Annotated in this window: 19 protein-coding genes and 2 pseudogenes; 6 read left to right on the top strand and 15 right to left on the bottom strand. The window is 65.4% G+C overall.

The window, feature by feature from the left end; translation table 11 throughout:
* Window positions 1–2109 precede the first annotated feature (2109 nt).
* The 12 genes and pseudogenes from MKCMC460_RS16620 to MKCMC460_RS16570 form a co-directional block, all read right to left on the bottom strand.
* A complete protein-coding gene (locus MKCMC460_RS16620) occupies window positions 2110–2517 on the bottom strand; it encodes a hypothetical protein (protein WP_236983115.1) in 408 nt (135 codons plus the stop codon).
* Window positions 2518–2536: 19 nt separating this feature from the next.
* Window positions 2537–3524: pseudogene (locus tag MKCMC460_RS16615) on the bottom strand (IS1634 family transposase); the annotation flags it as partial.
* Window positions 3525–3667: 143 nt separating this feature from the next.
* Window positions 3668–4480 (bottom strand): tyrosine-type recombinase/integrase, encoded by an 813-nt coding sequence (locus tag MKCMC460_RS16610; protein WP_238304581.1) that lies wholly within the window; start codon window positions 4478–4480, stop codon window positions 3668–3670.
* Window positions 4477–4668: a hypothetical protein gene (locus MKCMC460_RS16605; RefSeq protein WP_238304579.1), complete on the bottom strand. Its 192-nt coding sequence runs from the start codon at window positions 4666–4668 to the stop codon at window positions 4477–4479. Before MKCMC460_RS16605 ends, MKCMC460_RS16610 begins: the two co-directional genes overlap by 4 nt.
* Window positions 4665–4973, bottom strand: coding sequence for a hypothetical protein (locus MKCMC460_RS31410; protein WP_255735950.1), 309 nt, complete (start codon window positions 4971–4973; stop codon window positions 4665–4667). The genes MKCMC460_RS16605 and MKCMC460_RS31410 overlap by 4 nt, the downstream gene beginning before the upstream one ends.
* On the bottom strand, window positions 4856–5617 hold the full coding sequence (locus MKCMC460_RS16600) for a site-specific integrase (RefSeq protein WP_255735118.1): 762 nt from the start codon (window positions 5615–5617) through the stop codon (window positions 4856–4858). The genes MKCMC460_RS31410 and MKCMC460_RS16600 overlap by 118 nt, the downstream gene beginning before the upstream one ends.
* Window positions 5614–6606 carry a tyrosine-type recombinase/integrase gene (locus MKCMC460_RS16595; protein WP_238304578.1) on the bottom strand — a complete coding sequence of 331 codons (993 nt, stop codon included), beginning with the start codon at window positions 6604–6606 and terminating at the stop codon, window positions 5614–5616. The genes MKCMC460_RS16600 and MKCMC460_RS16595 overlap by 4 nt, the downstream gene beginning before the upstream one ends.
* A 144-nt stretch (window positions 6607–6750) precedes the next feature.
* A pseudogene (locus MKCMC460_RS16590) lies at window positions 6751–7422 on the bottom strand (IS1634 family transposase); the annotation flags it as partial.
* 558 nt (window positions 7423–7980) lie between these two features.
* Window positions 7981–8946, bottom strand: coding sequence for a hypothetical protein (locus tag MKCMC460_RS16585; RefSeq protein ID WP_238304576.1), 966 nt, complete (start codon window positions 8944–8946; stop codon window positions 7981–7983).
* A gap of 176 nt (window positions 8947–9122) precedes the next feature.
* A complete protein-coding gene (locus tag MKCMC460_RS16580) occupies window positions 9123–11504 on the bottom strand; it encodes a hypothetical protein (protein ID WP_238304575.1) in 2382 nt (793 codons plus the stop codon).
* Window positions 11486–11800: a DUF2563 family protein gene (locus MKCMC460_RS16575; RefSeq protein ID WP_236983133.1), complete on the bottom strand. Its 315-nt coding sequence runs from the start codon at window positions 11798–11800 to the stop codon at window positions 11486–11488. The genes MKCMC460_RS16580 and MKCMC460_RS16575 overlap by 19 nt, the downstream gene beginning before the upstream one ends.
* A 129-nt stretch (window positions 11801–11929) precedes the next feature.
* Window positions 11930–12340, bottom strand: a complete 411-nt coding sequence (locus MKCMC460_RS16570; RefSeq protein WP_236983135.1) for a F420-dependent biliverdin reductase — start codon at window positions 12338–12340, stop codon at window positions 11930–11932.
* Window positions 12341–12375: 35 nt separating this feature from the next.
* Here MKCMC460_RS16570 and MKCMC460_RS16565 point away from each other — a divergent pair, with 35 nt between their 5' ends.
* Genes MKCMC460_RS16565 through MKCMC460_RS16550 form a run of 4 tightly spaced genes read left to right on the top strand, consistent with a single transcriptional unit; the run spans window position 12376 to window position 15765 of the window.
* On the top strand, window positions 12376–13125 hold the full coding sequence (locus tag MKCMC460_RS16565; protein WP_236983138.1) for an SDR family NAD(P)-dependent oxidoreductase: 750 nt from the start codon (window positions 12376–12378) through the stop codon (window positions 13123–13125).
* Window positions 13122–14294, top strand: coding sequence for a precorrin-6y C5,15-methyltransferase (decarboxylating) subunit CbiE (cbiE, locus tag MKCMC460_RS16560; RefSeq protein ID WP_236983140.1), 1173 nt, complete (start codon window positions 13122–13124; stop codon window positions 14292–14294). The genes MKCMC460_RS16565 and cbiE overlap by 4 nt, the downstream gene beginning before the upstream one ends.
* Window positions 14291–15040, top strand: a complete 750-nt coding sequence (cobM, locus tag MKCMC460_RS16555; protein WP_236984091.1) for a precorrin-4 C(11)-methyltransferase — start codon at window positions 14291–14293, stop codon at window positions 15038–15040. The genes cbiE and cobM overlap by 4 nt, the downstream gene beginning before the upstream one ends.
* The gene (locus MKCMC460_RS16550; protein ID WP_236984093.1) at window positions 15037–15765 is read left to right on the top strand and encodes a cobalt-precorrin-6A reductase; all 729 of its coding nucleotides are present in this window, start codon (window positions 15037–15039) and stop codon (window positions 15763–15765) included. Before cobM ends, MKCMC460_RS16550 begins: the two co-directional genes overlap by 4 nt.
* A 28-nt stretch (window positions 15766–15793) precedes the next feature.
* Here the strand turns inward: MKCMC460_RS16550 and MKCMC460_RS16545 are convergent, their stop codons facing one another.
* Genes MKCMC460_RS16545 through cobG form a run of 3 tightly spaced genes read right to left on the bottom strand, consistent with a single transcriptional unit; the run spans window position 15794 to window position 18981 of the window.
* Window positions 15794–17260 (bottom strand): precorrin-2 C(20)-methyltransferase, encoded by a 1467-nt coding sequence (locus MKCMC460_RS16545; protein WP_236983142.1) that lies wholly within the window; start codon window positions 17258–17260, stop codon window positions 15794–15796.
* Window positions 17257–17883: a precorrin-8X methylmutase gene (locus MKCMC460_RS16540; protein WP_236983144.1), complete on the bottom strand. Its 627-nt coding sequence runs from the start codon at window positions 17881–17883 to the stop codon at window positions 17257–17259. The genes MKCMC460_RS16545 and MKCMC460_RS16540 overlap by 4 nt, the downstream gene beginning before the upstream one ends.
* Window positions 17884–17892: 9 nt before the next feature.
* Complete coding sequence (gene cobG / locus MKCMC460_RS16535; RefSeq protein WP_236983146.1) at window positions 17893–18981, bottom strand: precorrin-3B synthase; 1089 nt, start codon at window positions 18979–18981, stop codon at window positions 17893–17895.
* 63 nt (window positions 18982–19044) lie between these two features.
* Between cobG and MKCMC460_RS16530 the strand changes: the two genes are divergently transcribed.
* Together MKCMC460_RS16530 and MKCMC460_RS16525 are read left to right on the top strand one after the other, a co-directional pair.
* On the top strand, window positions 19045–19713 hold the full coding sequence (locus MKCMC460_RS16530; RefSeq protein ID WP_236983148.1) for an alpha/beta hydrolase: 669 nt from the start codon (window positions 19045–19047) through the stop codon (window positions 19711–19713).
* 96 nt (window positions 19714–19809) lie between these two features.
* Window positions 19810–21201 (top strand): NAD(P)/FAD-dependent oxidoreductase, encoded by a 1392-nt coding sequence (locus MKCMC460_RS16525; protein WP_238304574.1) that lies wholly within the window; start codon window positions 19810–19812, stop codon window positions 21199–21201.
* Window positions 21202–21250: the final 49 nt, after the last annotated feature.

Here is a 21250-nt window from a genome sequence, read left to right as displayed (position 1 = left end):
GCTTCAATTTTCTTGGTTTCCTTCTGCCGCAAGGGCAGTCAAGTCTTGTCGTAAAGCAACGATACTTTCATGCGCAGTACCATAAAATCGTTCTTTGGCTGCATTCCTGCTCGCCACGTCCCGCGCGTATCTCTCCCTTATTAACCGATCTGCGTAGATCGTCTGCAGTAAGTCCTCGCTGTTCTGCTAATGGAATGTCTTGTGCTGTTTTTAGAACATCCGAAAAAAATGTGTAAATGCTTCGCGTGTATTAGCCGCGGTTAACCTTACATTGGGACATTACTTCTAGATCTTAATCATCAGGGCGCTGATCGCCGTTGAGCAATCGTGACCATTTACCTGGTGGGAAGGTCACTTGCACATCTCACTGAGTCTGGATGCAGACCTATCGACTTCTTTACGTGTTGACGTAAGTTCAGGATCGTTAGCCTCGGACATATACTGCAACGCCAATTGCTGATAGTGGTCGGCAAGCGTTCGTGTTTCCTCGGCGAGGTCATGCGGTGTCGCCGGCTCTTGCCCCAGGATTTTCAACAAATACTGTCCACTGTCAAAAAGTGCAATCCGCGCATTTGCGGCCAACCCGAGTTGCGTGGCTGGGTCGTCGTCCCCGTTTCTCCCGGTATTAGCCATCACGGCGTGGTCTGCCTTACCGTATGCAGCGCACACCTTCGCTTTCGCGTCCGCAATCTGCTGACTCGTGTACGTCGGTGGCGCAGGCGGATGGTACTGCGGGATCGGGCGCAACCATGCGCCCACGGCGACGCCGATCGCTACGAGAGCGAGTCCCAGTGACGCAAGCGGGAGCAATCGCGACGGCCGGCGCGGCGGTGGTCCAACCGGAGGCCAGGGCATAGGCGAGGGCTGCGGTGGAGGCAGAGTCGACACGCGTGGATCGTATCTTTGATCCGCGCATCCGCCAGTCACCCTTTGCTCGTCGGTGCCGAATCTGCCAGTTGAGCAAGGAATCTAAGGGCGGGTTGAAAGTTTGCCGACCGCCCGCCGCCCGCTGCTGGCCCGCCCGCAGCCCCGCACGCGTTAACCCTGCGAGTGGAACATCCATCATTTGCACAGGCTTTCGATATTGGATGCTGTTTCATTTCCGACCTGAGTAATGGATTGCATCTGGACCTCAGTCTTGCCATTCAAATAATCGATGGTTAATTCCTGGTAGATATCAGTAATCTTTGATATTTTTGCCGCGAGGCCACTAGGAGTGGCTGGTTCCGAGCCCAGAACCGTTCTGAGATACTGACTGCCGGCCAATAATGCTTGCCGCCCATTAATAGCAAACGCTAGTTTAGAAGTGGGATCAGTGCCTACGTCGCGAGAAGCACTCGCCTCGATTGCACTATGGACGCTCCCGTATGCAGCGCACACCTTTGCTTTCGCGTCCGCAATCTGCTGACTCGTGTACGTCGGCGGTGTAGGCGGATGGTACTGCGGGATTGGGCGCAACCATGCGCCCACGGCGACGCCGATCGCTACGAGAGCGAGTCCCAGCGACGCAAGCGGGAGCAATCGCGACGGCCGGCGCGGCGAAGGCCCAACCGGAGGCCAGGGCATAGGCGGAGGCTGCGGAGCAGGCTGAGTCGACACGTGTGGATCGTATCTTTGATCCGCAAATCCGCCAGTCACGCTTTGCTGGTCGGTGCCGAATCGGCCAGTTGAGCAACGAATCTAACGATCGCATCCGGTGAATAACTGGGACAATTTGTGCTAGCTTTGCGGCGTCAGGTTCTTTCGATTCTTGAATGGTCTTAATTTCGCTGTTACCCTGTTCGGCTAAAGCGGCTAACGCTTCTCGAAGACATTGCACGCTGTTCTGCGCGATATCATACGCCGACTCCTTCACGGCGTTCTTCTCTCCAGTATGACGAGCCCGCTTTTCTCCGTCGCGAAATTTATGACGAAGATCATCGACAGTTATCCCACGCTGCTCAGCCAAAAATTGCTTCTGTGCACTACTCAACGCATCTGCGAACTGCAGAAATGAATTTCTACAAGCTTTACGGTTATTTCTTGCCTGTTGGACAACGGTTATTTCGTGATCACTCGGCCATTGATCGCCAACGAGGATCAAGGACCATTCACCTGGTGGAAAACTCGTCACTTACACAACCCATCAATTTGCGATGAAAGTTTGTCGACTGAACGTCGCAGCGTGTCAACGTCCGAATCGCGGGCATCCGCTAAGTAGCTGATCACTAGCTCTTGATAATCGTCAGCCAATCCGCGTGCCGCCGTCGCCAGATCAGGCGGAGTGGCAGGTTCTTTAGCAAGCGTTGAGAGGAGGTATTGTCCACCGACTTCGAGAGCTTGTCGCGAACTGGTGGCGACTGCAAGGCTAGCGGTAGGATCGAAGCCGCCGTCGTGGGCGTTTACTGCTGCAAAGGCAGCATGCACTTTCCCGTATGCAGCGCACACTTTCGCTTTCGCGTCCGCAATCTGCTGACTCGTGTACGTCGGTGGCGCAGGCGGATGGTACTGCGGGATTGGGTGCAACCATGCGCCCACCTGAGTTAGGACATTTTGCTTAGTGCCCCGGTTGGGGGATGTTGAGGCTGGCCAGAATTTGTCGCTGGGGCTCGGGGACCTCGGGTGGGAATGTCTCGGTGGTCCCGTTGATGGCGATGGTTGCTGAGCGAAGGGGCCGCAGCTGCTTGATGACGTTGGCGATGGCCAGGCCGGTGCGTTCCTGGATGTTGTGGGCCACGGCCAGGGCGGTGACGACGATCGTGAGGTGGGCTTCGATGGCGTCGCGGGTGCGGTGGAACATCGGTCGGGCGCGAAGGTCGCTCTTGGACATGCGAAATGACCGTTCCACTCGCCACAACTCGTGGTAGTGGGCGATCACTTCTCCCGCGGGCATGACCGTGGTGGGGACGTTGGTGACGTATCCCTTGAGGCCGACCAGCGATTGCGCGCGGGCCAGGGCAGCCTCATCGAGCACGCGGTCTCCGGCAGCGGTCTTAACGAAGCGAGTGGATTTGGCGACACGGTCACCGTTGATCACCGCCCGCGCACGAGATTCTTGGGCGTAGAGGGTCTTCTGGTCGCGGCGTGCCCGTTTGGCCGAGTACGACCAGATCGCCCGCCAGGCGTTGGTGTGTTCGTCGGGATCCCAGACTGGCTCAGCGCGGTGCGTCACATCGTTGACGGTGCTGTTGGCGTGCCGAGGGCTGACAGTGTCGATGATCTGCCCGTCAGTGAAAACGTCGCCATGCCAATGGAAATGCGACTCCAGATCGCCGGGCGCTTCTGGTCATCCGCGATCCGACGATGAACCCCAGCCCGGCCTCATCCAACGCGGCCAGGTTCGACGCCGACAGCATGCCGGCATCAGCGGCGATCACCATCGGCGTGTCACCGAGATCATGGCGGGCGGCGAACGCGGTAACGACCGGGATCAGCGTGGTGGTCTCGGCGGTGTTTCCCTCGAAACAGCCGATCTCCAAAGGGAATCCGCTGCGGTCGACCAACAGCCCGACAACGATTTGAGGATCGACACGACGCTCCTTGGAATTATGCCGAGCTCGGCATAATTCCAATTATCCCGAGGTCGTGATTATGCCGATCCCGGTGCCGGCGTGGCGATTCTCGTGCAGGTCGACGGAGGTTTCGGGGGCGGTTCGCGCGGCATAATCGTGCTCCGTGCTGCTGGTCGTCAGAGGTGTTGGAGGAAGTTGATGAGGTCATCGGCTGGCCGGTAGCGGCCGGGGGTGGTGTTCGGTCCGCTGACGCGGCTCAGGGCGCGTTCTTTGACGGTCATGTCGGCGTGCAGATAGATGTGGGTTGTGACCGGGCTTTGGTGGCCGAGCCACAGGGCGATGACGGAGGTGTCGATGCCGGCATGCAGCAGCGCCATCGCCGCGGTGTGACGCAGCGTGTGCGGAGTGACGCGCTTGGCGGCGATCGATGGGCATGTATGGGCCGCTGCGGCAGCATGTTTGGTGACGAGCCGTTGAACCGCGTCTGCCGACATCGGTGTCGTGCGTTGGGTCGGAAAGGCTGGACTGCTGGCAGCAGTACCGGCCTCTGGCAGCCAAGCGCGCAGGACGGTCGTGGTGGGTTTGGTCAGCGGTGTGCTGCGTTCTTTTCGGCCTTTTCCGGTGGTGTGCACGGCGGCTCCCGGTGTCGTGGTGATGACATCGCTGATGCTCAGCGTGGTGATCTCTGAGACCCGAAGGCCGGTCGTGACGGCGGTGAGCAGCAGCGCGTGGTCGCGTCGGCCGTACCAGGTGGTTCGGTCCGGCGCGGCCAGGAGCGCATCGGTCTCGGTGCTGGTCAGATACGACACGGTCGCCTGGTTATGGCGGCGTTGCGGGATCGCCAAGATCTGACTGGCCGTGTGAGCGCATTCTGGGGTCAGCGGCAGCGCATAGCGGTAGAACGAATGGATCGCGGCCAGTCGTGCATTGCGGGTTGCGGTGCTGTTGTGGCGTTCGGTGTCAAGGTAATTCAGGAAAGCTCCGATCATCGTGGCGTCGAGATCATCGAGTGTCGAGCTTGCGCCGGAGATCGCTTGGTCTGGCCGGCGGTGAAGGTCAGCAGGAGTTTGAAGGTGTCCCGGTAGGCCGCGATGGTCTGTGGACTGGCCTGCAGGTGGCGCATCAGCCGGTCGATGAAGAACCCTTGCAGCAGCGAACTCAGCGTCGGGGTGGTCATGGCGCCGGCTTTGCGGCAGAGGTTTGGGCGGCGTTGTCGAGGCGGTCGGCGGCAAGGGTGAGCAGTTCGGGCACTGCCTGCAGATACCAGTAGGTCGAGGCGGGATCGACGTGGCCGAGCCAGGTTGACAGCAGTGGCAGTCGCGCTTGAACGTCGTGGCCGTCGCGGTACCAGTGGATCATCGTGGTCACCGCGAAGGTGTGGCGCAGATCGTGCAGGCGGACTGGCCGGTGCCCCGGCGCGGTGGCCAACCCGGCGGCCGCGACGATCTCACGGAAGGTGGCATTGAGCCGGTCCGGAGATATCGGTGCGCGCCGGGTGTTGAGGAAAACCGTTGCGCTGCTGTGTGTGCCGGCCCGACCCATGCTTGGCGGGCCTGTAGGTAGTCGGCGATCACGGTGGCGGTGCTCGGGTGGATGAACACCAGCCGGGACTTGCCGAACTTCGTCTCCAGCACTTGAATCACTCCGCCGGCCAGGTTGACGTCGCTGACGGCCAGCCGACACGCTTCGCCCGGGCGTAGCCCGGTGGCGGCCAGCAGCCCGATCATTGTTCGCCACGTCAGCGCCTTGAACGCTGGCTCCAGGATGCCTGTCGCGGCCAGCAGCGCGCAGATATCGTTCTGGCTGAGAATATTTGGCGGCTTGGGCCGGTAGCGTCGCGGCCGGTGCTCTTCGGCTGGGATCTGGGTGAGCGGATCCAACGCATGCTGGTATCGGGCGAAGATCCGCACCGCGTCCAGTCGGCGAGCTATCAACGCGTCGCTGACCGGGACCTTGATCGGGGTGGTGGCCCATTGGACTGCGAGGTCGTTGTGGACCCGGGTGGCTCCACGTTGCTCGCAGAACTCGACGAAACTCCACAGCAGCTTGCTCAGGCCTTCGAGTTTGAATCCCAGCGCCCGGCGGGTCGCTAGGTAGTCAGTGACGTTCTCGCGCAATGTCTTCATGACCGTGCCCCCGGCCATGGGCGCGCCATGCCTTGACCGGCATCGGGATCTGTCTTCGCGGTGATCGTCGGCCAGGGCCGGGCCAAGGGCCGCAATGCGACGTCATCGACCTTGGCGTAGATGGCGGTGGAGCGCGCGCTGCGGTGGCGCAGCACCTGACTCACCTCCGGCAGTGAGGCCCCACAGCGCAGCATCTGCGTGGCCAGCGTGTGACGAAAACGGTGCGCGTTGATGCGCTCCAGCCCAGCGTCTCGGCACGCCGCGGCCACCAGGTGAGCGATCACTGCGGTCGATATCGGACGCCCTGCGGGCTTGACGGTAGTGAACACCGATCGCGTCGCGCAGGCCGGCCTGCCGTCGACCAGCCACGCCGCGATCGCCTCACCGGGTTCCGATGGCAGAGGCAAACGCTCCACGTGGTTGCCTTTGCCGACGATGGTCAGTTCTCCTGCCCGCCAATCGATATCGTCGAGACCAAGAGCGGCGATCTCGCCTCTGCGGAGCCCGAGTCGGGCCAACAACAGCAAGATTGCGTAATCGCGCCGATTGGTAGCAGTCCAGCAGTGACGCGACGCGACACCCAGGAGATGCTCAAGATCTGCAGCCGGTACTGCCTTGGGAAGCGACGCCAAATGCCAGGCCGCCGACACTGGAACCGCCCCCGACAGATCGGCCGATATGCGGCCGGTCGCGTGGGCGAATCGCAGGAAGGAACGCACCGACCGCGCCATCGACTTCGCCGAATTCGTATTGCGGTCACTGCAGAACTCGACCATGAACTCAGTGACCATGCCGGCATCCAGAAGGCACACCGAGACCTCAGCGGGCTGAGCCAACATCCCGAGGAACTGCGCAACCGCCTTGCTGTAGTTGCTCACCGTCACTGGCGCCAAACCCCGCTGACGGTCCAGCCACTGCTCGTACTCGATGAGCAAGTCATCGATCCACGCCGGGCGATCACCGGCATCGATACTGCGTGTGCGATCCATGGGTTTCTCCTCCTGATAGGCAAATCAATGCACCATCAGGAAGGCACACCATGTCCTCGCGCAGCACGATTATGCCGCGCGAACCGCCCCCGAAACCTCCGTCGACCTGCACGAGAATCGCCACGCCGGCACCGGGATCGGCATAATCACGACCTCGGGATAATTGGAATACCCGACCTTGCGCAGGTCGTCCTCATTCTCGGCCTCGAAATACAGGGTGGTGACGTCATAGAGCAGAAGGCTCAGCCCGCCCCGATCCGAGGCGTGGGTGAAGCATTCGGCCGCGATCTGCTCCCGGTAGTTGCCGGTGTTGACCTTGGCGAGATGCCGTTGAACCGTCCTGTAGGACACGGTGTCTGCACCGAGGTCAGCGAGTACTCGGGCAGCGTCGACCTTGCTAGTGGGCTCGACGATCCGGGCGATCACCAAGTCCCGAAACACCGAGTCCTCGACCACATCGAAGCCCAGCCAGTCATAAACCGTGCCGAGCACGTCGTAGAGCAACCGCGAATGTGTGGCCGCGGTACGCCCGGCCGGCACCGGAGCACCCTTGGACACACCTGGCGACAAGGACAAGGTGCCCGAGCGCCAGTCGGCGACGCCATCGATGGACTGGGTCCGAGCGGGCACCTCGATATCGAGAACGCCTTGATCCTCGGCCGCGATACGGCGGGCCTGCTCAAGCAAAATCCCAAGCTGAGCATCGGTGTGCGCCGATCCCACATGCGCCAGGATTGTCCGCTGACCTCGATGTTTCCGCACGACCTGCACCGCCACCGCGCCCGAGGCCGTGCGCACCTTCCGCACGTACGCCACCGCCCGAAACTACCCGCTTAGTGCCCCAAACAGGGCACTAAGCTAACAGAACTCGCAGGTCAGCGAATCGCAGTTTCAAAAGACGGCCGAAGGTGACCTAAGTCAGGAAGCCGCCGTCGTGGGCGTTTACTGCTGCAAAGGCAGCATGCACTTTCCCGTATGCAGCGCACACTTTCGCTTTCGCGTCCGCAATCTGCTGACTCGTGTACGTCGGTGGCGCAGGCGGATGGTACTGCGGGATTGGGTGCAACCATGCGCCCACGGCGACGCCGATCGCTATAAGAGCGAGCCCTAGTGACGCAAGCGGGAGCAATCGCGACGGCCGGCGCGGCGAAGGCCCAACCGGAGGCCAGGGCATAGGCGGAGGCTGCGGTGGAGGCAGAGTCGACACGCGTGGATCGTATCTTTGATCCGCGCATCCACCAGTCACGCTTTGCTGGTCGGTGCCGAATCTGCCAGTTGAGCAAGGAATCTAAGGGCGGGTTGAAAGTTTGCCGACCGCCCGCCGCCCGCTGCCCGCCGCCCGCTGCCCGGCCGCCCGCTGCCGGCCCGCCCGCGTTAACCCTGCGAGTCCGCGTCGCCGTCGGCACGCTTTTTGTCTGGCAGCACAATGCGCCGTGTCGCCACCGGCTTGCCCTCGACGTGTTTGACCACTGCCGGGGTCGGCGGCGGTGTGGTGATGCGCCCTTGCACCGGCGCTCCGTTCTTCACCGTCGGTCCGACGACGCGTTTGGTGTCGGGCTTGGTCTCGCTGCCTGCGCCAGCGGACCCGTTCATGGCACCCGGCGGCATCATCGGCATTGCTCCCATCGCCCCGCGCTGGGCGGCGGGCGCCTCGTGCGGGGCAGGAGCCACGGAAGAGACGGTCTGGGAGGAGGCGGGCACGGTCCCGGCGGTCGGAGTCGGTGGCGGTCCGAGCATCGCTGTCGGTGTGGTGCCCTCGATTCCCCCACCGCCGCCACCACCGGCAGCGCCACCGCCGCCGCCGGAAAAGCTGCTCCCGCCGCCCAATTCGCTTTCCGCGTCCAAAAGCTCTCCCGGGGCAATTTCGCCGGCTCCGGCGCCGTGTTGCATCATCCCCATCCCCGCTTGCATGGCCTGCTGCCCGGCCTGCGCCAGTTGCTGCGGAATCTGGCTGAACGGCTGCAGTAGCCCGCCGAGCGCTCCGGCGATACCCCCAGCGATCCCGGAGGCCATCTGCGGCATCTGTTGCAGCATCTGCGACATCTCGCCCTGGCCTGCCACACCGGCCAACCGCGTGGCTGCCTGCTCTTCGTTGGCGGGGAACTTGGCCAGCGCCTCATTGGTTTTCGCTTCGCGCTCGGCGTGCCCGGCCTGGGCCTCGCCGTTGTCGGCGGCATCGCCAGCGTTGGCTGCCGCACCCAACGCCCGGAGTAACTGGCTTATCGCCGAGCTGCCCGTTGCCAGCTGGTCAGACGTGATCATCGGCGGCGCCGGGACCCCGAGCAGCTGCGAAAGCTGGTCGAGGATGATCCTCAGCTGATCGCCGTCCCCGCCGCTCATAGCACCCTTTCAACTGTTACTGCCGCACCCGGCGCAGATGAACTCCCCCTCCACACCGGACCGCGCAGAAAGCGCCCACCTGCGACGCTCTGGCAATTGGTGATGCTAGCGCCGATCGACCAATTCGGATATTCAGCGCCAGCGCGGCGAAGCCGGTCGACAGCAAGTCAGGTTCTCTACTTCCCCGGCTTGTGGTCCGGCTGTTGCGAGGGATTGGGATTGGCGACGATGAGGTTGTACCGGTTCATCATGTGCTGGTCGGGGACTAGGGGCCGACCTGGGCCGTCGCCAAAGTGCTGGGCGTAGAAGTCTCGCAACGCTTGGTTGAGCTCGTGGTCGTATTCGTCAGCGGTCAAGCCCGACACCACCCTCGCTACCTCGTCCGGGTCCCCGATATGTCCATTCGTCAGGTAGCCATCAGGGAGGTGGATGGGCTGACCGGATGCGAGGAGTGCGTCCAGTATCTCGCGGTCAATTCGGCCGGTGGACATCAGCGGCATCGTGTGCTCGTGAACAGTAGACGCTGAGGGAACCGGTCCCAGCACGTCGTTCTCGATGATCCCGCCTGTCACATTGATGCCCGCGCCCGCTACGGCGCCACCGCCGGGTATGAAGCCCACGCCCGAACTGACGACCTTGAGCGACGTTTCGTACACGAGCTTGCGGGCGTCATATTCTGCTCGCTTGGCGGCATCCGCTGCGAGCTGTTGATTCTCGACCTCTGCTTCGACTCCGTTGTGGATTCCCAGATCGACTAGGCCGCGCAGGGTCATCGCGGCGCCCAGATTGCCGTTGTAGCTGTCCAGGTGCGGTGCATGATTCAGCAAGTCCTGGGCATAGGCATGCTCGAAAATCAGAGCTTGGCTCTCGGCGCGACCGCTAAAGGTGTTGCGCGCCTCGGTATCGGTGCTTAGCACCGAAAAGATTCCTTTCGCGATCGGCATCGATCCGTTTTCACTGGAACTGCGGTCATCAAGTGGCCCACCGAATTCGGTGAGACCACCTCCGACGCCGGCGATGTTGCTGACGTACGGTGCGAGGCCATGCGCCATGCTTCGGACAAGGTTCGGATTCGCACTGCCGAGGGTGTGGTGGCCGGGCAGGTGTAGCAGATCGTGCGTTCCGATGTACTGGCCGTAGGCACGAGCTGTCTCAGCGGCGAGCTGAGCTTCCGGACCACGGGCGGCGTCGCCGATCCAATTGAATAGTGCCGCAGCCCGTTCGCCGTTATCGGACCACAAGTGATGCGTGATCCCGGCGAGCATCTCGCCGCCGCCGGCACCAACCAGCGCGTCATGCACTGCCTGGTGATCGGGTGACACCGCCGCCAAGGCACTCGCGACCATAGGGTCCAAAATGAAGTCGCGGGAGTCGCTATCGCCCCGGCTCGCCGGGTCGTCCGACCACGCCTTGCTGTTCAGCATCGCCGCCGTCTTGCGTAACATCGCTCGGTCCAGCTCAGAATTCTTTTGTAGAGCCCTATTTCCGCTCATCATCACCTCTGCAATCATCTGCGTGCACTCGGCTTTCTCCGCTTGGGGCGAGCTCAGAGTGGCTTGAACATCCGCGGGTAACTGCGTCAAACCACCGTGCACAATCTCATCGGCGGGCATGGCGCCGGGTCTGAGATCGGTCCTGGGATATGAGATGGCCGGGTTGCACAACAGTTGCCACGAGTTCGCGAGCATCCCTTGCTGGTCCCCGAGACGCGCAGCTGCGCCCCAAAGTTGGTACGCGGTCATGCCATGCTGCTGCGCTTGCAGCTGACTCAGTACCGAGGCTTGCTCGGGCGTCAAGGGCACTCGTCCCGCGATCTGGTCCTCGGTGATCGAATTTAACACGCTGTTGACCCGTGCTGCTGCCTCGTGGTCACCGGAAAGCGCAGCGCGTACGTCGCTTTCAGCTTGTTCGGGTGTCGTGGCATCGTGCGCATCCACCGTCTCGACGACGGCAGCGTCATATCCGTCCTCAGCGCGAAGCTTCGTCATCAGATGCTGTAAAACCTTGGAGTACGACTGTCTGACATCGGTGATGTCGTGCAGGGCGTCGGCGGTGTCGTCGCAGGCATTCCGCCGGATGGTCTGGATGGCGGCGGTCGCCTCTCGCTCGCCATTCGAGGACAGATAGCCTCCGTCCAGAAAGTGATGTATCTCTGCGATCTCATCGTCGAGGCGCTGAAGTTGGGCTTCCAGCAACGCGATCCGTCGGGCCGCGGCCCGCTGTGCCTCGGCCAGGACGGCGGCCGCGCTTTCCAGGTCCACCGCAATCTGGGGCAGTTTTTCCGCCTGTGCCCCAAGCGTTGTGGTGACGCGCTGGACTTCGGCAGCGTCGTTGATCGGATGATCGCCGTTTTCACCGTTCCAGGCCGCCCGGAAACGCGCAAGCGCTTCTGCGAAGGCCGCGTCGGCTTCGGCGGTGCTGTGCCCCGCGTCGTGAAACGCTTGCGCCAGAGAGGAAATCTGCGCTGGACACCCGCGTTGCAGGGTTTTGTTGACCGACCACGGGTTTCCGCCGGCCTTGGTGACCAGCCCCGGGATTTTCAGGTAGCGGAGATGCACCGCACCGCCCGAACGCGACCGGCATTCTGCTCGTCCATGTCGGTGAACGTCGCGGCGGCCAGGTGAGCGTTGTCGGCAATGGTGTCAAGAGTCTCACGGTGGCCCAACAGAATTCGGGCATGGCGATCGCGTGCCAATCCTGCCACGCTGTGGAAGGCCTCAGCTGCGGCGAAGTCGCCGAACATCTGCGTGCCGAGCACAGCCTGCGAAAGATGAGCTGCCGCTTGATGAGCGTGCGCACCCGCCCGGTGTGCCTGCCCACTGCCCGAGTGCAGCATCGCGCTGTCGACGAACACAATCGGCCCCTTTCCGCTCAACGAGGCGTCGAGATCGCCACGCCCCCAATAGAGATCAGATGCAGGCGAGGCTAATGACCGGCGGTAGGGCCCGCAATTCACTTCGTGCGGCACCAAGAACGAAAAGACTTACTCGCCGCGGTCCAGCAATTCCGAGGAACCGAGCACCCGCTCGACCTGCACTTCGATGACCACCCGTCGCGGGTTGGCCCGCGGGGTGCGATAACGCTGCGCGTAGCGCAACTCCGCGTCGCGGATCGCGTCGATGTCTTTGTTGACGATCGCGCGGCCTTCCAGCGACAGCCAGCGGGCGCCGTCGACCTGGCTCAGCACCGCCACCCCGCCGCGTTCGGCGTTAAGCGCTTTCTGCGAGCCGCCGGTGGTGATGACCCGCGCGATGTGGGTCTTGGGGTCGAAGGTGAACCCCACCGCGACCACGTGCGGCGAATTGTCGGTGCGCAGCGTGGTCAGCATGGCCAGGTGGCGTTCGGTGAGGAACGCCAGTGCGTCGTCGGTGAGACGGGTAGTGGTCTTGGCCATCGCCCTCCACGCTAGCGCAGGCCATAATCACACCCGTGGACGACACGGGCGTTGCTCCGGTGGTAATTTTCGGCGGCCGCAGCGAGATCGGCATCGCACTCGCACGCCGGCTGGCTCCCGGGGCCACGGTGGTACTCGCCGCACGGAACCCCGACCAGCTCGGCGCTGAAGTGAAAACCCTGCTCGATGCGGGTGCAACCGCAGTGCACACCCGAGAATTCGACGCCGACGACCTCGCCGGCCACGGCCCTTTGGTCGAGGCGATCATCGCCGATCACGGTCCCATCGGCACCGCGGTGCTGGCCTTCGGAATCCTGGGTGATCAGGCCCGCGCCGAGACCGACGCCGCACACGCGGTGGCCATCGTGCACACCGACTACGTCGCTCAGATCAGCTTGCTCACCCACCTCGCCACCGCCATGCGCGCGGCCGGACATGGATCGCTGGTGGTGTTCTCCTCGGTCGCCGGGGTGCGGGTGCGCCGCGCCAACTACGTCTACGGGTCGGCCAAGGCCGGCCTGGACGGCTTCGCCACCGGGCTGTCCGACGCACTGCACGGCACCGGGGTGCGATTGTTGCTGGCACGGCCGGGATTTGTGATCGGCCGCATGACCACAGGCATGTCGCCGGCGCCGCTGTCCAGTACCCCCGAGCAGGTCGCCGCCGCGACAGCCCGCGCACTGGCCAAGGGCAGGCGCACGGTATGGATCCCGTGGGCGCTGCGGCCGTTGTTCTTCGTGCTGAAGCTGCTGCCGCAGTTCGTGTGGCGACGGATGCCGCGATGATCGTCGTGGTCGGAATCGGAGCCGACGGCATGCCGGGTATTTCCGAAGCATCCCGCAATGAATTGCGCAGAGCTGCAACAGTTTACGGATCTGCCCGACAACTCGACCTGCTCGACGCCACCGTCACGGCCGAGCGCCGCCGGTGGCCGTCGCCGGTGTTGCCCGCTTTGCAGACGTTGCCTGCCGACGGCCCGGATGTCCATGTCGTCGCAAGCGGCGATCCCCTGATGCACGGCGTCGGCGGCAGCCTTATCCGGATGTTCGGCACCGACAAGGTGCGGGTGCTGCCGCATGTCTCGTCGGTGACGTTGGCGTGCGCCCGGATGGGCTGGAACGTCCACGACACCGAAGTGATCAGTCTGGTGACGGCCGAACCGAACACCGCGGTGCGCCGCGGCGGCCAGGCGATCGTGCTGTCGAGCAACCACACCACGCCCACCGCACTGGCCGCGGCGCTGGCTGCGCACGGCCGCGGCGACTCGGAATTCACCGTGCTCGAGGAACTCGGCGGTCCGCTCGAGCGTCGCCGCGACGGCACCGTCCGCGACTGGGCGGACAGCCCGCCCGCCGACGTGCAGAACCTCAATCTGATCGCGGTGCGCTACCTGCCCGACGAGCGCGTCATGCTGCTGCCCGACGACGCCTTCGCCAACGACGGACAGATCACCAAGTACGGCATCCGGGCGGTCACGCTGGCGGCGCTGGCGCCGCGACCCGGGCAGCGGTTGTGGGACGTCGGGGCCGGCTCGGGCAGCATCGCCGTGGAGTGGTGCCGCAGCGGCCGGGGCTGTACCGCGGTGGCATTCGAGCTCGACGAAAAGCGCCGCCACAACATCGTTTTCAATGCCGCATCCAACGGGGTGCGGGTAGAGGTGCGCAGTCAGGCGCCCGAGGACTTCGACGAGGTGCCCACGCCGGCGGCGATTTTCGTCGGCGGCGGCCTGACCAGCCCAGGCCTGCTGGACGCCTGCCTGGCTCACCTGCCGGCAACCGGACGACTGGTCGCCAACGCCGTCACGGTGGAATCTGAAGCCATACTCGCACAAGCATATTCACAACACGGCGGTGAACTGCGACGCTTTCAGCACTATCAGGGTGAGGCACTGGGCGGGTTCACCGGCTGGCGCCCGCAGTACCCCGTCACGCAGTGGTCGGTAACCAAGCGATGACGGTGTATTTCATCGGCGCCGGCCCGGGTGCGGCCGACCTGATCACCGTGCGCGGCCAGCGTCTGCTCCAAACCTGTCCGGTCTGCCTGTACGCGGGATCGATCATGCCGAAAGATCTACTGGCGCACTGTCCGCCGAACGCGCAGATCATCGACACCGGCCCGCTGACGCTCGATGAAATCGTCGCCCGGCTCGTCGATGCCGACGCTGCCGGCCACCATGTGGCGCGGCTGCATTCCGGTGACCCGTCCTTGTACAGCGCGCTGGCCGAACAATGCCGGCGCCTCGACGCACGCGGCATCCGGTACGAAATCGTGCCCGGCGTACCGGCTTTCGCCGCCGCAGCCGCCGCCCTCAAACGCGAGCTCACCGTGCCCGGGGTTGCGCAGACGGTGACGCTGACCCGGGTCTCCACCCTGTCCACCGCCATGCCGCCCGGTGAAGACCTCGTCACCCTCAGCCGATCGGGGGCCACGCTGATCCTGCACCTGGCCGCCGCGCAGATCGACGCCATCGTCCCGCAGTTGGTGGCTGGCGGCTACCGCTCCGAAACACCGGCAGCGGTAGTGGCTTTCGCGAGTTGGCCGCAGCAAACCGTGCTGCGCGGCACGCTGGCCGACATCGCGGCCCAAATGCGTCAGGCGGGCATCACCAAGACCGCCGTCATCATCGTCGGTGATGTGCTGGCCGCCGAAGGATTCACCGACAGCTACCTGTATTCGGTGGCGCGCCGGGAGACGCACTGATGCGGGTCCTGCTGCTCGGCGGCACCGCCGAGGGCCGCGCGCTGGCCAAAGCCCTTTACCCGCGGGTCGACATCGTCAGCTCACTGGCGGGCCGGGTGCCCGATCCGGCCCTGCCGGTCGGGCCGGTGCGGATCGGCGGATTCGGCGGCGTCGACGGGCTCAGACGCTGGTTGCACGACGAGCGCATCGACGCGGTCGTCGACGCCACGCACCCGTTCGCGGCCACCATGACCGCCCATGCCGCGCTGGTCTGCGACGAACTCAGGTTGCCCTATCTGGTGCTGGCCCGGCCACCGTGGGATCCGGGCTCAGCCGCCGTCGTTGCCTCTGACGCTGAGGCGGCTGAACACGTTGCTCGGCAGGGGTATGCACGCGTCTTTCTCACCACCGGCCGATCCGGCACCAAGGCTTTCGCCGGCAGTGACGCCTGGTTCTTGATCCGCGCCGTCACCGCGCCCGATGACGGCGTGCTGCCGCGTCACCATCGGTTGGTGTTGTCTCGCGGCCCGTACCGCTACGACGACGAGGCGACGTTGATGGCCGAGCATCGCATCGATGTGCTGGTGACCAAGAACAGCGGTGGCGAGATGACCCGCGCCAAGCTGGATGCCGCGGATGCGCTTGATATTCCGGTAGTCATGGTGCAGCGCCCAGCACTGCCCGAGCGGGTCGCCACGGTAGGCACTGTGCAGGAGGCCGCGCAATGGGTGGCGGGGCTGGGCTGAGCGATGCCGCGATCCGCTACTGCGGCGGCTAGCCGGGGTAGCGGCGCAGCGTGAACACCCGGTCGCCGAATTCAGTTGACTGCCAACAGGTTTGCGATGAACCGATGATCAACAGGCAGCGCATGTCAATCTCGGCGGGGTTCAGGTCCGCCAGCCGCACCACCCGTACCTCCTCGTCGGGCCCGGACACGTTGCGGCCGATGACAACCGGCGTGCCGGGATCGCGATGCTCGAGCAGCAGCTGCCGCATCGCACCCACCTGCCAGGTCCGGGACTTGGAAGCCGGGTTGTAGATGGCCAGCACCAGATCGGCTGCGGCCGCGGCCCGCAACCGCGCGGCGATCACCTCCCAGGGTTTGAGCCGGTCCGACAGCGAGATCACCGCGTAGTCATGACCCAACGGAGCACCCACCCGGCTGGCCACCGCCTGCGCCGCGGTCATCGCGGGAATCACCCGAACCTGCACGCCCGGCCATTGCCCGGCCTCTTCGAGAACTGCGGTTGCCATCGCGAACACGCCGGGATCGCCGGAGGACACCACCGCCACGGCGCGACCTTGCTCGGCCAGCGAGCAGGCCAGCCGGGCGCGGGCGGGTTCGTCGGTGTTGTCGCTGGGATGGCGGCGCTGCCCCTCCCGTGGCGGCACCCGGTCCAGATAGGTCGCGTAGCCGACCAGGTCGGTGGCGTCGGCCAGTTCGCGGCGGGTCTGCGGTGTCATCCAGTCGCAGCCACCGGGGCCCAGGCCCACCACGGCAACGGTGCCGGTGACCGACGCGCGCTTCCGCCCGCCCGGCAGCATTGCCAACGAGAAGTACGGCACGCTGGTCTCCTCGACGTCGGCGGCCGGCAGCACCCGCTGCTTGGCGGTGCTGGCCCGCTCCACATAGAAGGTGCCGTCGAGTTGACCCGATGCCGAAAGCGCTTCGCGCACATTGTGATACGACCTGCCAAGCTTGAGGATCACCGCCGCGTCGGCGTCGGCCAGCCGGCGGGTCAGCTCGCCTACCGGCAGCGTGCCAGGAAGTATCGACAACACTTGGTCGCCGGCCACCAGTGGGGTCGCTACGGCGGCCGAGGCGGCGCTCACCGACGTCACACCGGGCACGATGACGGCGTCGAACCGGTCGGTGAGTCGGGTGTGCAGATGCATGTATGAGCTGTAGAACAGCGGGTCGCCCTCGGCCAGCAGCGCCACGTTGCGCCCGGCGGCCAAATGCGCGCCGATGCGTTCGGTGGCTGCGGCGTAGAAATCCTCCATCGCGCCGGCGTAGCCGCCCGGATGGTCGGTCGTCTCGGTGGTCACCGGATACACCAGGTGTTCCTCGATCTGGCCGGCCCGCAGGTACGGCTCGGCGATGCCGCGCGCGATGCTGCGGCCGTGCCGGGCGCTGTGATAGGCCACCACATCGGCCTCCCCGATCACCCGCGCCGCCTTGACGGTCACCAGTTCCGGATCACCGGGGCCGAGTCCGACGCCCCACAGGGTGCCGGTCATTCGCGTTCGGACGCGATCGCGTTGACCGCGGCGGCGGCCATGGCGCTGCCGCCGCGACGGCCGCGCACCACCAGGTAGGACATGCCGCGCGGGCGGTCGATCAGCTCCTGCTTGGACTGCGCGGAGCCGACGAAACCCACCGGTCCGCCCAGCACGGCGGCGGGCGGGGGGACGCCGTCGTCGAGCAGCTCGAGCAGCCGGAACAGGGCCGTCGGGGCGTTGCCGATGGCCAGGACCGCCCCGGGCAGCCGGTGCGCCCACAACTCCACCGCCGCCGCCGAGCGGGTGGTGCCCTGCAGGGCGGCCAGTTCGGCCGCCCGCGGGTCGGCGACCAGCGACACCACCTCGTTGCCGGCGGGCAGCCGCGCCGCGGTGATCCCGGCGGCCACCATCGACGAATCGCAGAGCACCGGGGCGCCGCCGCGCAGGGCGGCGCCGGCCCGGGCGACGACGTCGTCAGTGAAAGCGACGTGCTCGGTCACATCGACCTGCCCGCAAGTGTGGATCAGCCGAACCACCACCCGCTCCACGTCGGCGGGAAAGCGACTCAGGTCCGCTTCGGCGCGAATAATCGCAAACGAGCGCCGATAGATCTCCGCGGCGTCGCGGATGTAGTCGAGCACTCGCCCACTTTAAGACCTCAGCACCCGGTAGCCCCTCGCGGTCGCGACCAGCACCTCGCACCCGGGGGGGCTGCCGCACGCCCGCTCACACCCGGCGAAGTGCCGGTGCCCGTGGTAATCGACGTCCAGCGACCCTGCGGCATCGGCACGCACGTCGGCGGCGGACTGCGCGCAGCCCGGGCTGCCGGTGCACGCGCTCACCGTCAGCCAGGGGGAGTGCTCGTCGAACACCAGACCCAACGGCGCGAGCACGCGCAAGGCCACATCCGCGGTTTCCTCGACGAGGTCACACACCAGCACCGATCGCCACGGTGTGATCACCATGGGGGCCTCGATCGCCGCCAGGAATTCCGCGACGCGGGCCGGCAGTACACCCAGCGGTATTCCGGCGCCGAGTGTGACGCGACCGTCGTTTTGGGCCAGCCAACCGACCGGCGGTTTGGTGACGGGAGGAAACTCCGCACCCAGCGCCACACCGGGCATTAGTGTTTCGATGTCATCGAGTTCATTTACCCGCCAAGCCTTTCCGCGGATCTCTTGGAAGCGCAGCGCGATATCGAGCAGGGTTGCGGGGATTTCGGCGGGCACCCCGGTGTCGTAGCCGGCCAGCAGCAGCCGCGGGCCGTCGTCGAAAACATGCACGCCGACGTCGGCGCGCAAACCGGATACGTCTGCTCGCCCGTCGTCGAATCCGAACCAGAACCGGCCACCCAGCTCGGCGAGTCGCGGCTCGGCGCAGATCGCCGCATCCAACTCAGCGACCCATGGCCGCACGTCCGCATGGTTGCCGACCCGCCCGGACAACGGGGAGGCGACGATATTGCGTACCCGCTCGTGGGTTTGCGAAGGCAACAGCCCCGCTTCGGCCACCGCCGCAGCGACGGCGTCGACGTCGGTGACCGCGCGTAACTGCACGTTGCCCCGCGCGGTCAACTCCAACGTGCCCGAACCGAACTGCGTCGACAGACTCGCCAGCGCCGCCAACTGCGCCGCGGTGATCATCCCGCCGGGCAGCCGAATCCGGGCCAGCGCGCCGTCGGCGGCCTGGTGCACCTGCAGCGCACCCGGGCAGGCGTCGTCGTCGCGCATCCTGGCCATCTCTCCACCGTACGACTTCGACGGCCCGGTTTGGATGCGAGTTTCCTGGGCAAACCGAAGTCCGTGCCCACGGTGGAGTACGCCCCGGGACGCTGGGCTGACGTGTACGGCGAGCCGGAGCAGCCGACCGTCCTGTTGTGGCACGGCATGCAAACCGACGCGCGGGGCGCCGTACGGCCGCTGGCGGAGCTGCTCGCCGGTCATGGTGTCCAGGTGATCGCGCCGGACTGGAACTCTCATGCCGAGGACGGCGGGCGGGCGGACCTGTTGGGGTCGTTGACGTTGGCGCGACAAGGCGCCGACGACGGCATCGTCCTGGTGGGCTGGTCGCTGGGTGGAGCCGCCGCCGCCGGCGTGACGCTGGACGCCGCCCGTCACGATGTCGTTGTCGCACATACGGTTTGCCTCGCAGGCGCTTTCATGGCTGCCGATCCGATCTCGGGGCGCCACCTCGAGGAGCTGCTTTCCGCCGATATCGGTGCACCGTTCACATTGCTGCACGGCTCGGCCGACGACGTGGTGCCGGTGGCCGCCAGCAGAGAATTCGCCGCGTCGCTGTCCGCCATCGGGTGGCCGGTCGAGGTGGTGGAGCTGGCCGCCGACCACGGCTCGATCGCCGGCGCGCAGTACGACCCGATCGCGGATCGCTACGAGCCGGCAAATGACGCACTGGGCCCAGCCCGGGAGGTCGCGTCCCGGATCGCGGCGGTGGTCAGCCGCCCGGGTTTGTAGACAACCGGCGTCGACCGACATGCGTAGTCGGCTACGCTATGCACCCCCTTGCCGTCCGCCGCAGACTTCGGGCAGACCGTCAAGAAGGGGAATGCAATGGTGCAACGCGGTGGTCATGCGGTGGTGCTGGGCGCCAGCATGGCGGGCCTGTTGGCGGCCCGCGTGCTGGCTGACTTCTACGACCGGGTCACAGTCATCGAGCGGGACATCCTGCCGGTCGATCCGGTGAACCGGCGCGGTGTCCCGCAAGGCCGGCTCATTCACGCCTGCCTCCCGCGGCTCACCGAGGTCCTCGAGGAGTTCTTCCCCGGGTTCGGCGACGATCTGCTCGCGCAGGGTGCCACCACCTGGGACGACGGCGATTTCTCCAAGCTGGACTGGTCGTTCGGCGGACACCGGATGGTGCGGTCGGGCAAGTCGGCGCACGCGCCGCGCATGTTATCCCCGTGCCGGCCGGTACTGGAATGGAATGTGCGGCAACGGGTCCGGGCCATCCCCAACATCGCGATCCGGGAAGCCCACGACGTGGTCGGTCTCACCGCAACACCTGATAGGCGCCGCATCACGGGGGTGCGGGTGGTCGACCGCGCCTACGACCGGGCGAAGACGCTGAGCGCCGACCTCGTCGTCGACGCCACCGGTCGCGGGTCGCGGACGCCGGTCTTCTTGGAGTTGCTCGGCTACGGACGTCCCACCGAGGACGAGGTGATGGTGCAACTCGCCTACGCGTGCCAGCTGGTCCGCATCTCACCCGGGCTGATCAGGCAGCACATGATTGCGCGCTTCCCGCAGGCGGGACAACCCAAGATGTTCGCGATGATCGGATACGAGAACGACTCGTGGATGATCGGAGCCGGCACCATGGCAGGCCTCGAGCCACCCCGCGATTACGACGAAATCCTTTCCTACGTCGACGAACTGGCGCCTCCCGCGGTGGCGGAAGCGATCCGCGCAGCCGAGCCCATCGGCGCCGTCGTACACCACCGGGTGCCGTCCAACCGGTGGCGGCGCTACGACAAGATGCGTCGGCTGCCCGAGAGTCTGCTGGTGGTCGGCGACGCGGTCTGCAGCTTCAATCCCATCTACGGGCAGGGGATGACGATCGCCGCGATCGAGGCCACCGTGCTGCGGGACTGCCTGCAGCGGGGGAGTCGCGGGCTCACCCGCCGATTCACCCGGACCGCGGCAAAGTACGTGCGGGTGGCCTGGCAGACCGCCGTCGGCTCCGACCTGGCACTCCCGGAAGTGCCGGGACCTAGACCGCTGCTGATGCGGATCAGCAATGCGTGCCTGGAGCCGGTGCTGACCGCAACGGAGTCAGATCCCGTCGTCGCCGCGCAGTTTATGAGAATCACCGCGATGATCGATCCTGCCACCCGCCTGCTGCGGCCGACCATTCTGATCCGGGTGTTGCGGGCACAGCGCCGCCACGCCGACACCCCAATCGTCGAAGACTGCGCCGGGGTCGAACTCGCCCAGTCGGCGTAGTGTGCACCGCAACCGGCCCCTGAGGTCGCCGACTTCTAGGCACGCACCA

The sequence above is a fragment of the Mycobacterium sp. 20KCMC460 genome, from assembly GCF_022179425.1.
Lineage (GTDB): Bacteria > Actinomycetota > Actinomycetes > Mycobacteriales > Mycobacteriaceae > Mycobacterium > Mycobacterium kiyosense.
Note: the sequence above shows the minus strand (reverse complement) of the source record. Positions and strands in the feature narration are given on the sequence as shown.

Excerpts from the sequence above, each read along its gene's own strand:
- MKCMC460_RS16610 (WP_238304581.1), bottom strand. The coding sequence starts at position 4,480 with ATGATCGGAGCTTTCCTGAATTACCTTGACACCGAACGCCACAACAGC.
- MKCMC460_RS16605 (WP_238304579.1), bottom strand. The coding sequence starts at position 4,668 with ATGACCACCCCGACGCTGAGTTCGCTGCTGCAAGGGTTCTTCATCGAC.
- MKCMC460_RS16600 (WP_255735118.1), bottom strand. The coding sequence starts at position 5,617 with ATGAAGACATTGCGCGAGAACGTCACTGACTACCTAGCGACCCGCCGG.
- MKCMC460_RS16595 (WP_238304578.1), bottom strand. The coding sequence starts at position 6,606 with ATGGATCGCACACGCAGTATCGATGCCGGTGATCGCCCGGCGTGGATC.
- MKCMC460_RS16585 (WP_238304576.1), bottom strand. The coding sequence starts at position 8,946 with ATGAGCGGCGGGGACGGCGATCAGCTGAGGATCATCCTCGACCAGCTT.
- MKCMC460_RS16570 (WP_236983135.1), bottom strand. The coding sequence starts at position 12,340 with ATGGCCAAGACCACTACCCGTCTCACCGACGACGCACTGGCGTTCCTC.
- cbiE (WP_236983140.1), top strand. The coding sequence starts at position 13,122 with ATGATCGTCGTGGTCGGAATCGGAGCCGACGGCATGCCGGGTATTTCC.
- cobM (WP_236984091.1), top strand. The coding sequence starts at position 14,291 with ATGACGGTGTATTTCATCGGCGCCGGCCCGGGTGCGGCCGACCTGATC.
- MKCMC460_RS16545 (WP_236983142.1), bottom strand. The coding sequence starts at position 17,260 with ATGACCGGCACCCTGTGGGGCGTCGGACTCGGCCCCGGTGATCCGGAA.
- cobG (WP_236983146.1), bottom strand. The coding sequence starts at position 18,981 with ATGGCCAGGATGCGCGACGACGACGCCTGCCCGGGTGCGCTGCAGGTG.
- MKCMC460_RS16525 (WP_238304574.1), top strand. The coding sequence starts at position 19,810 with ATGGTGCAACGCGGTGGTCATGCGGTGGTGCTGGGCGCCAGCATGGCG.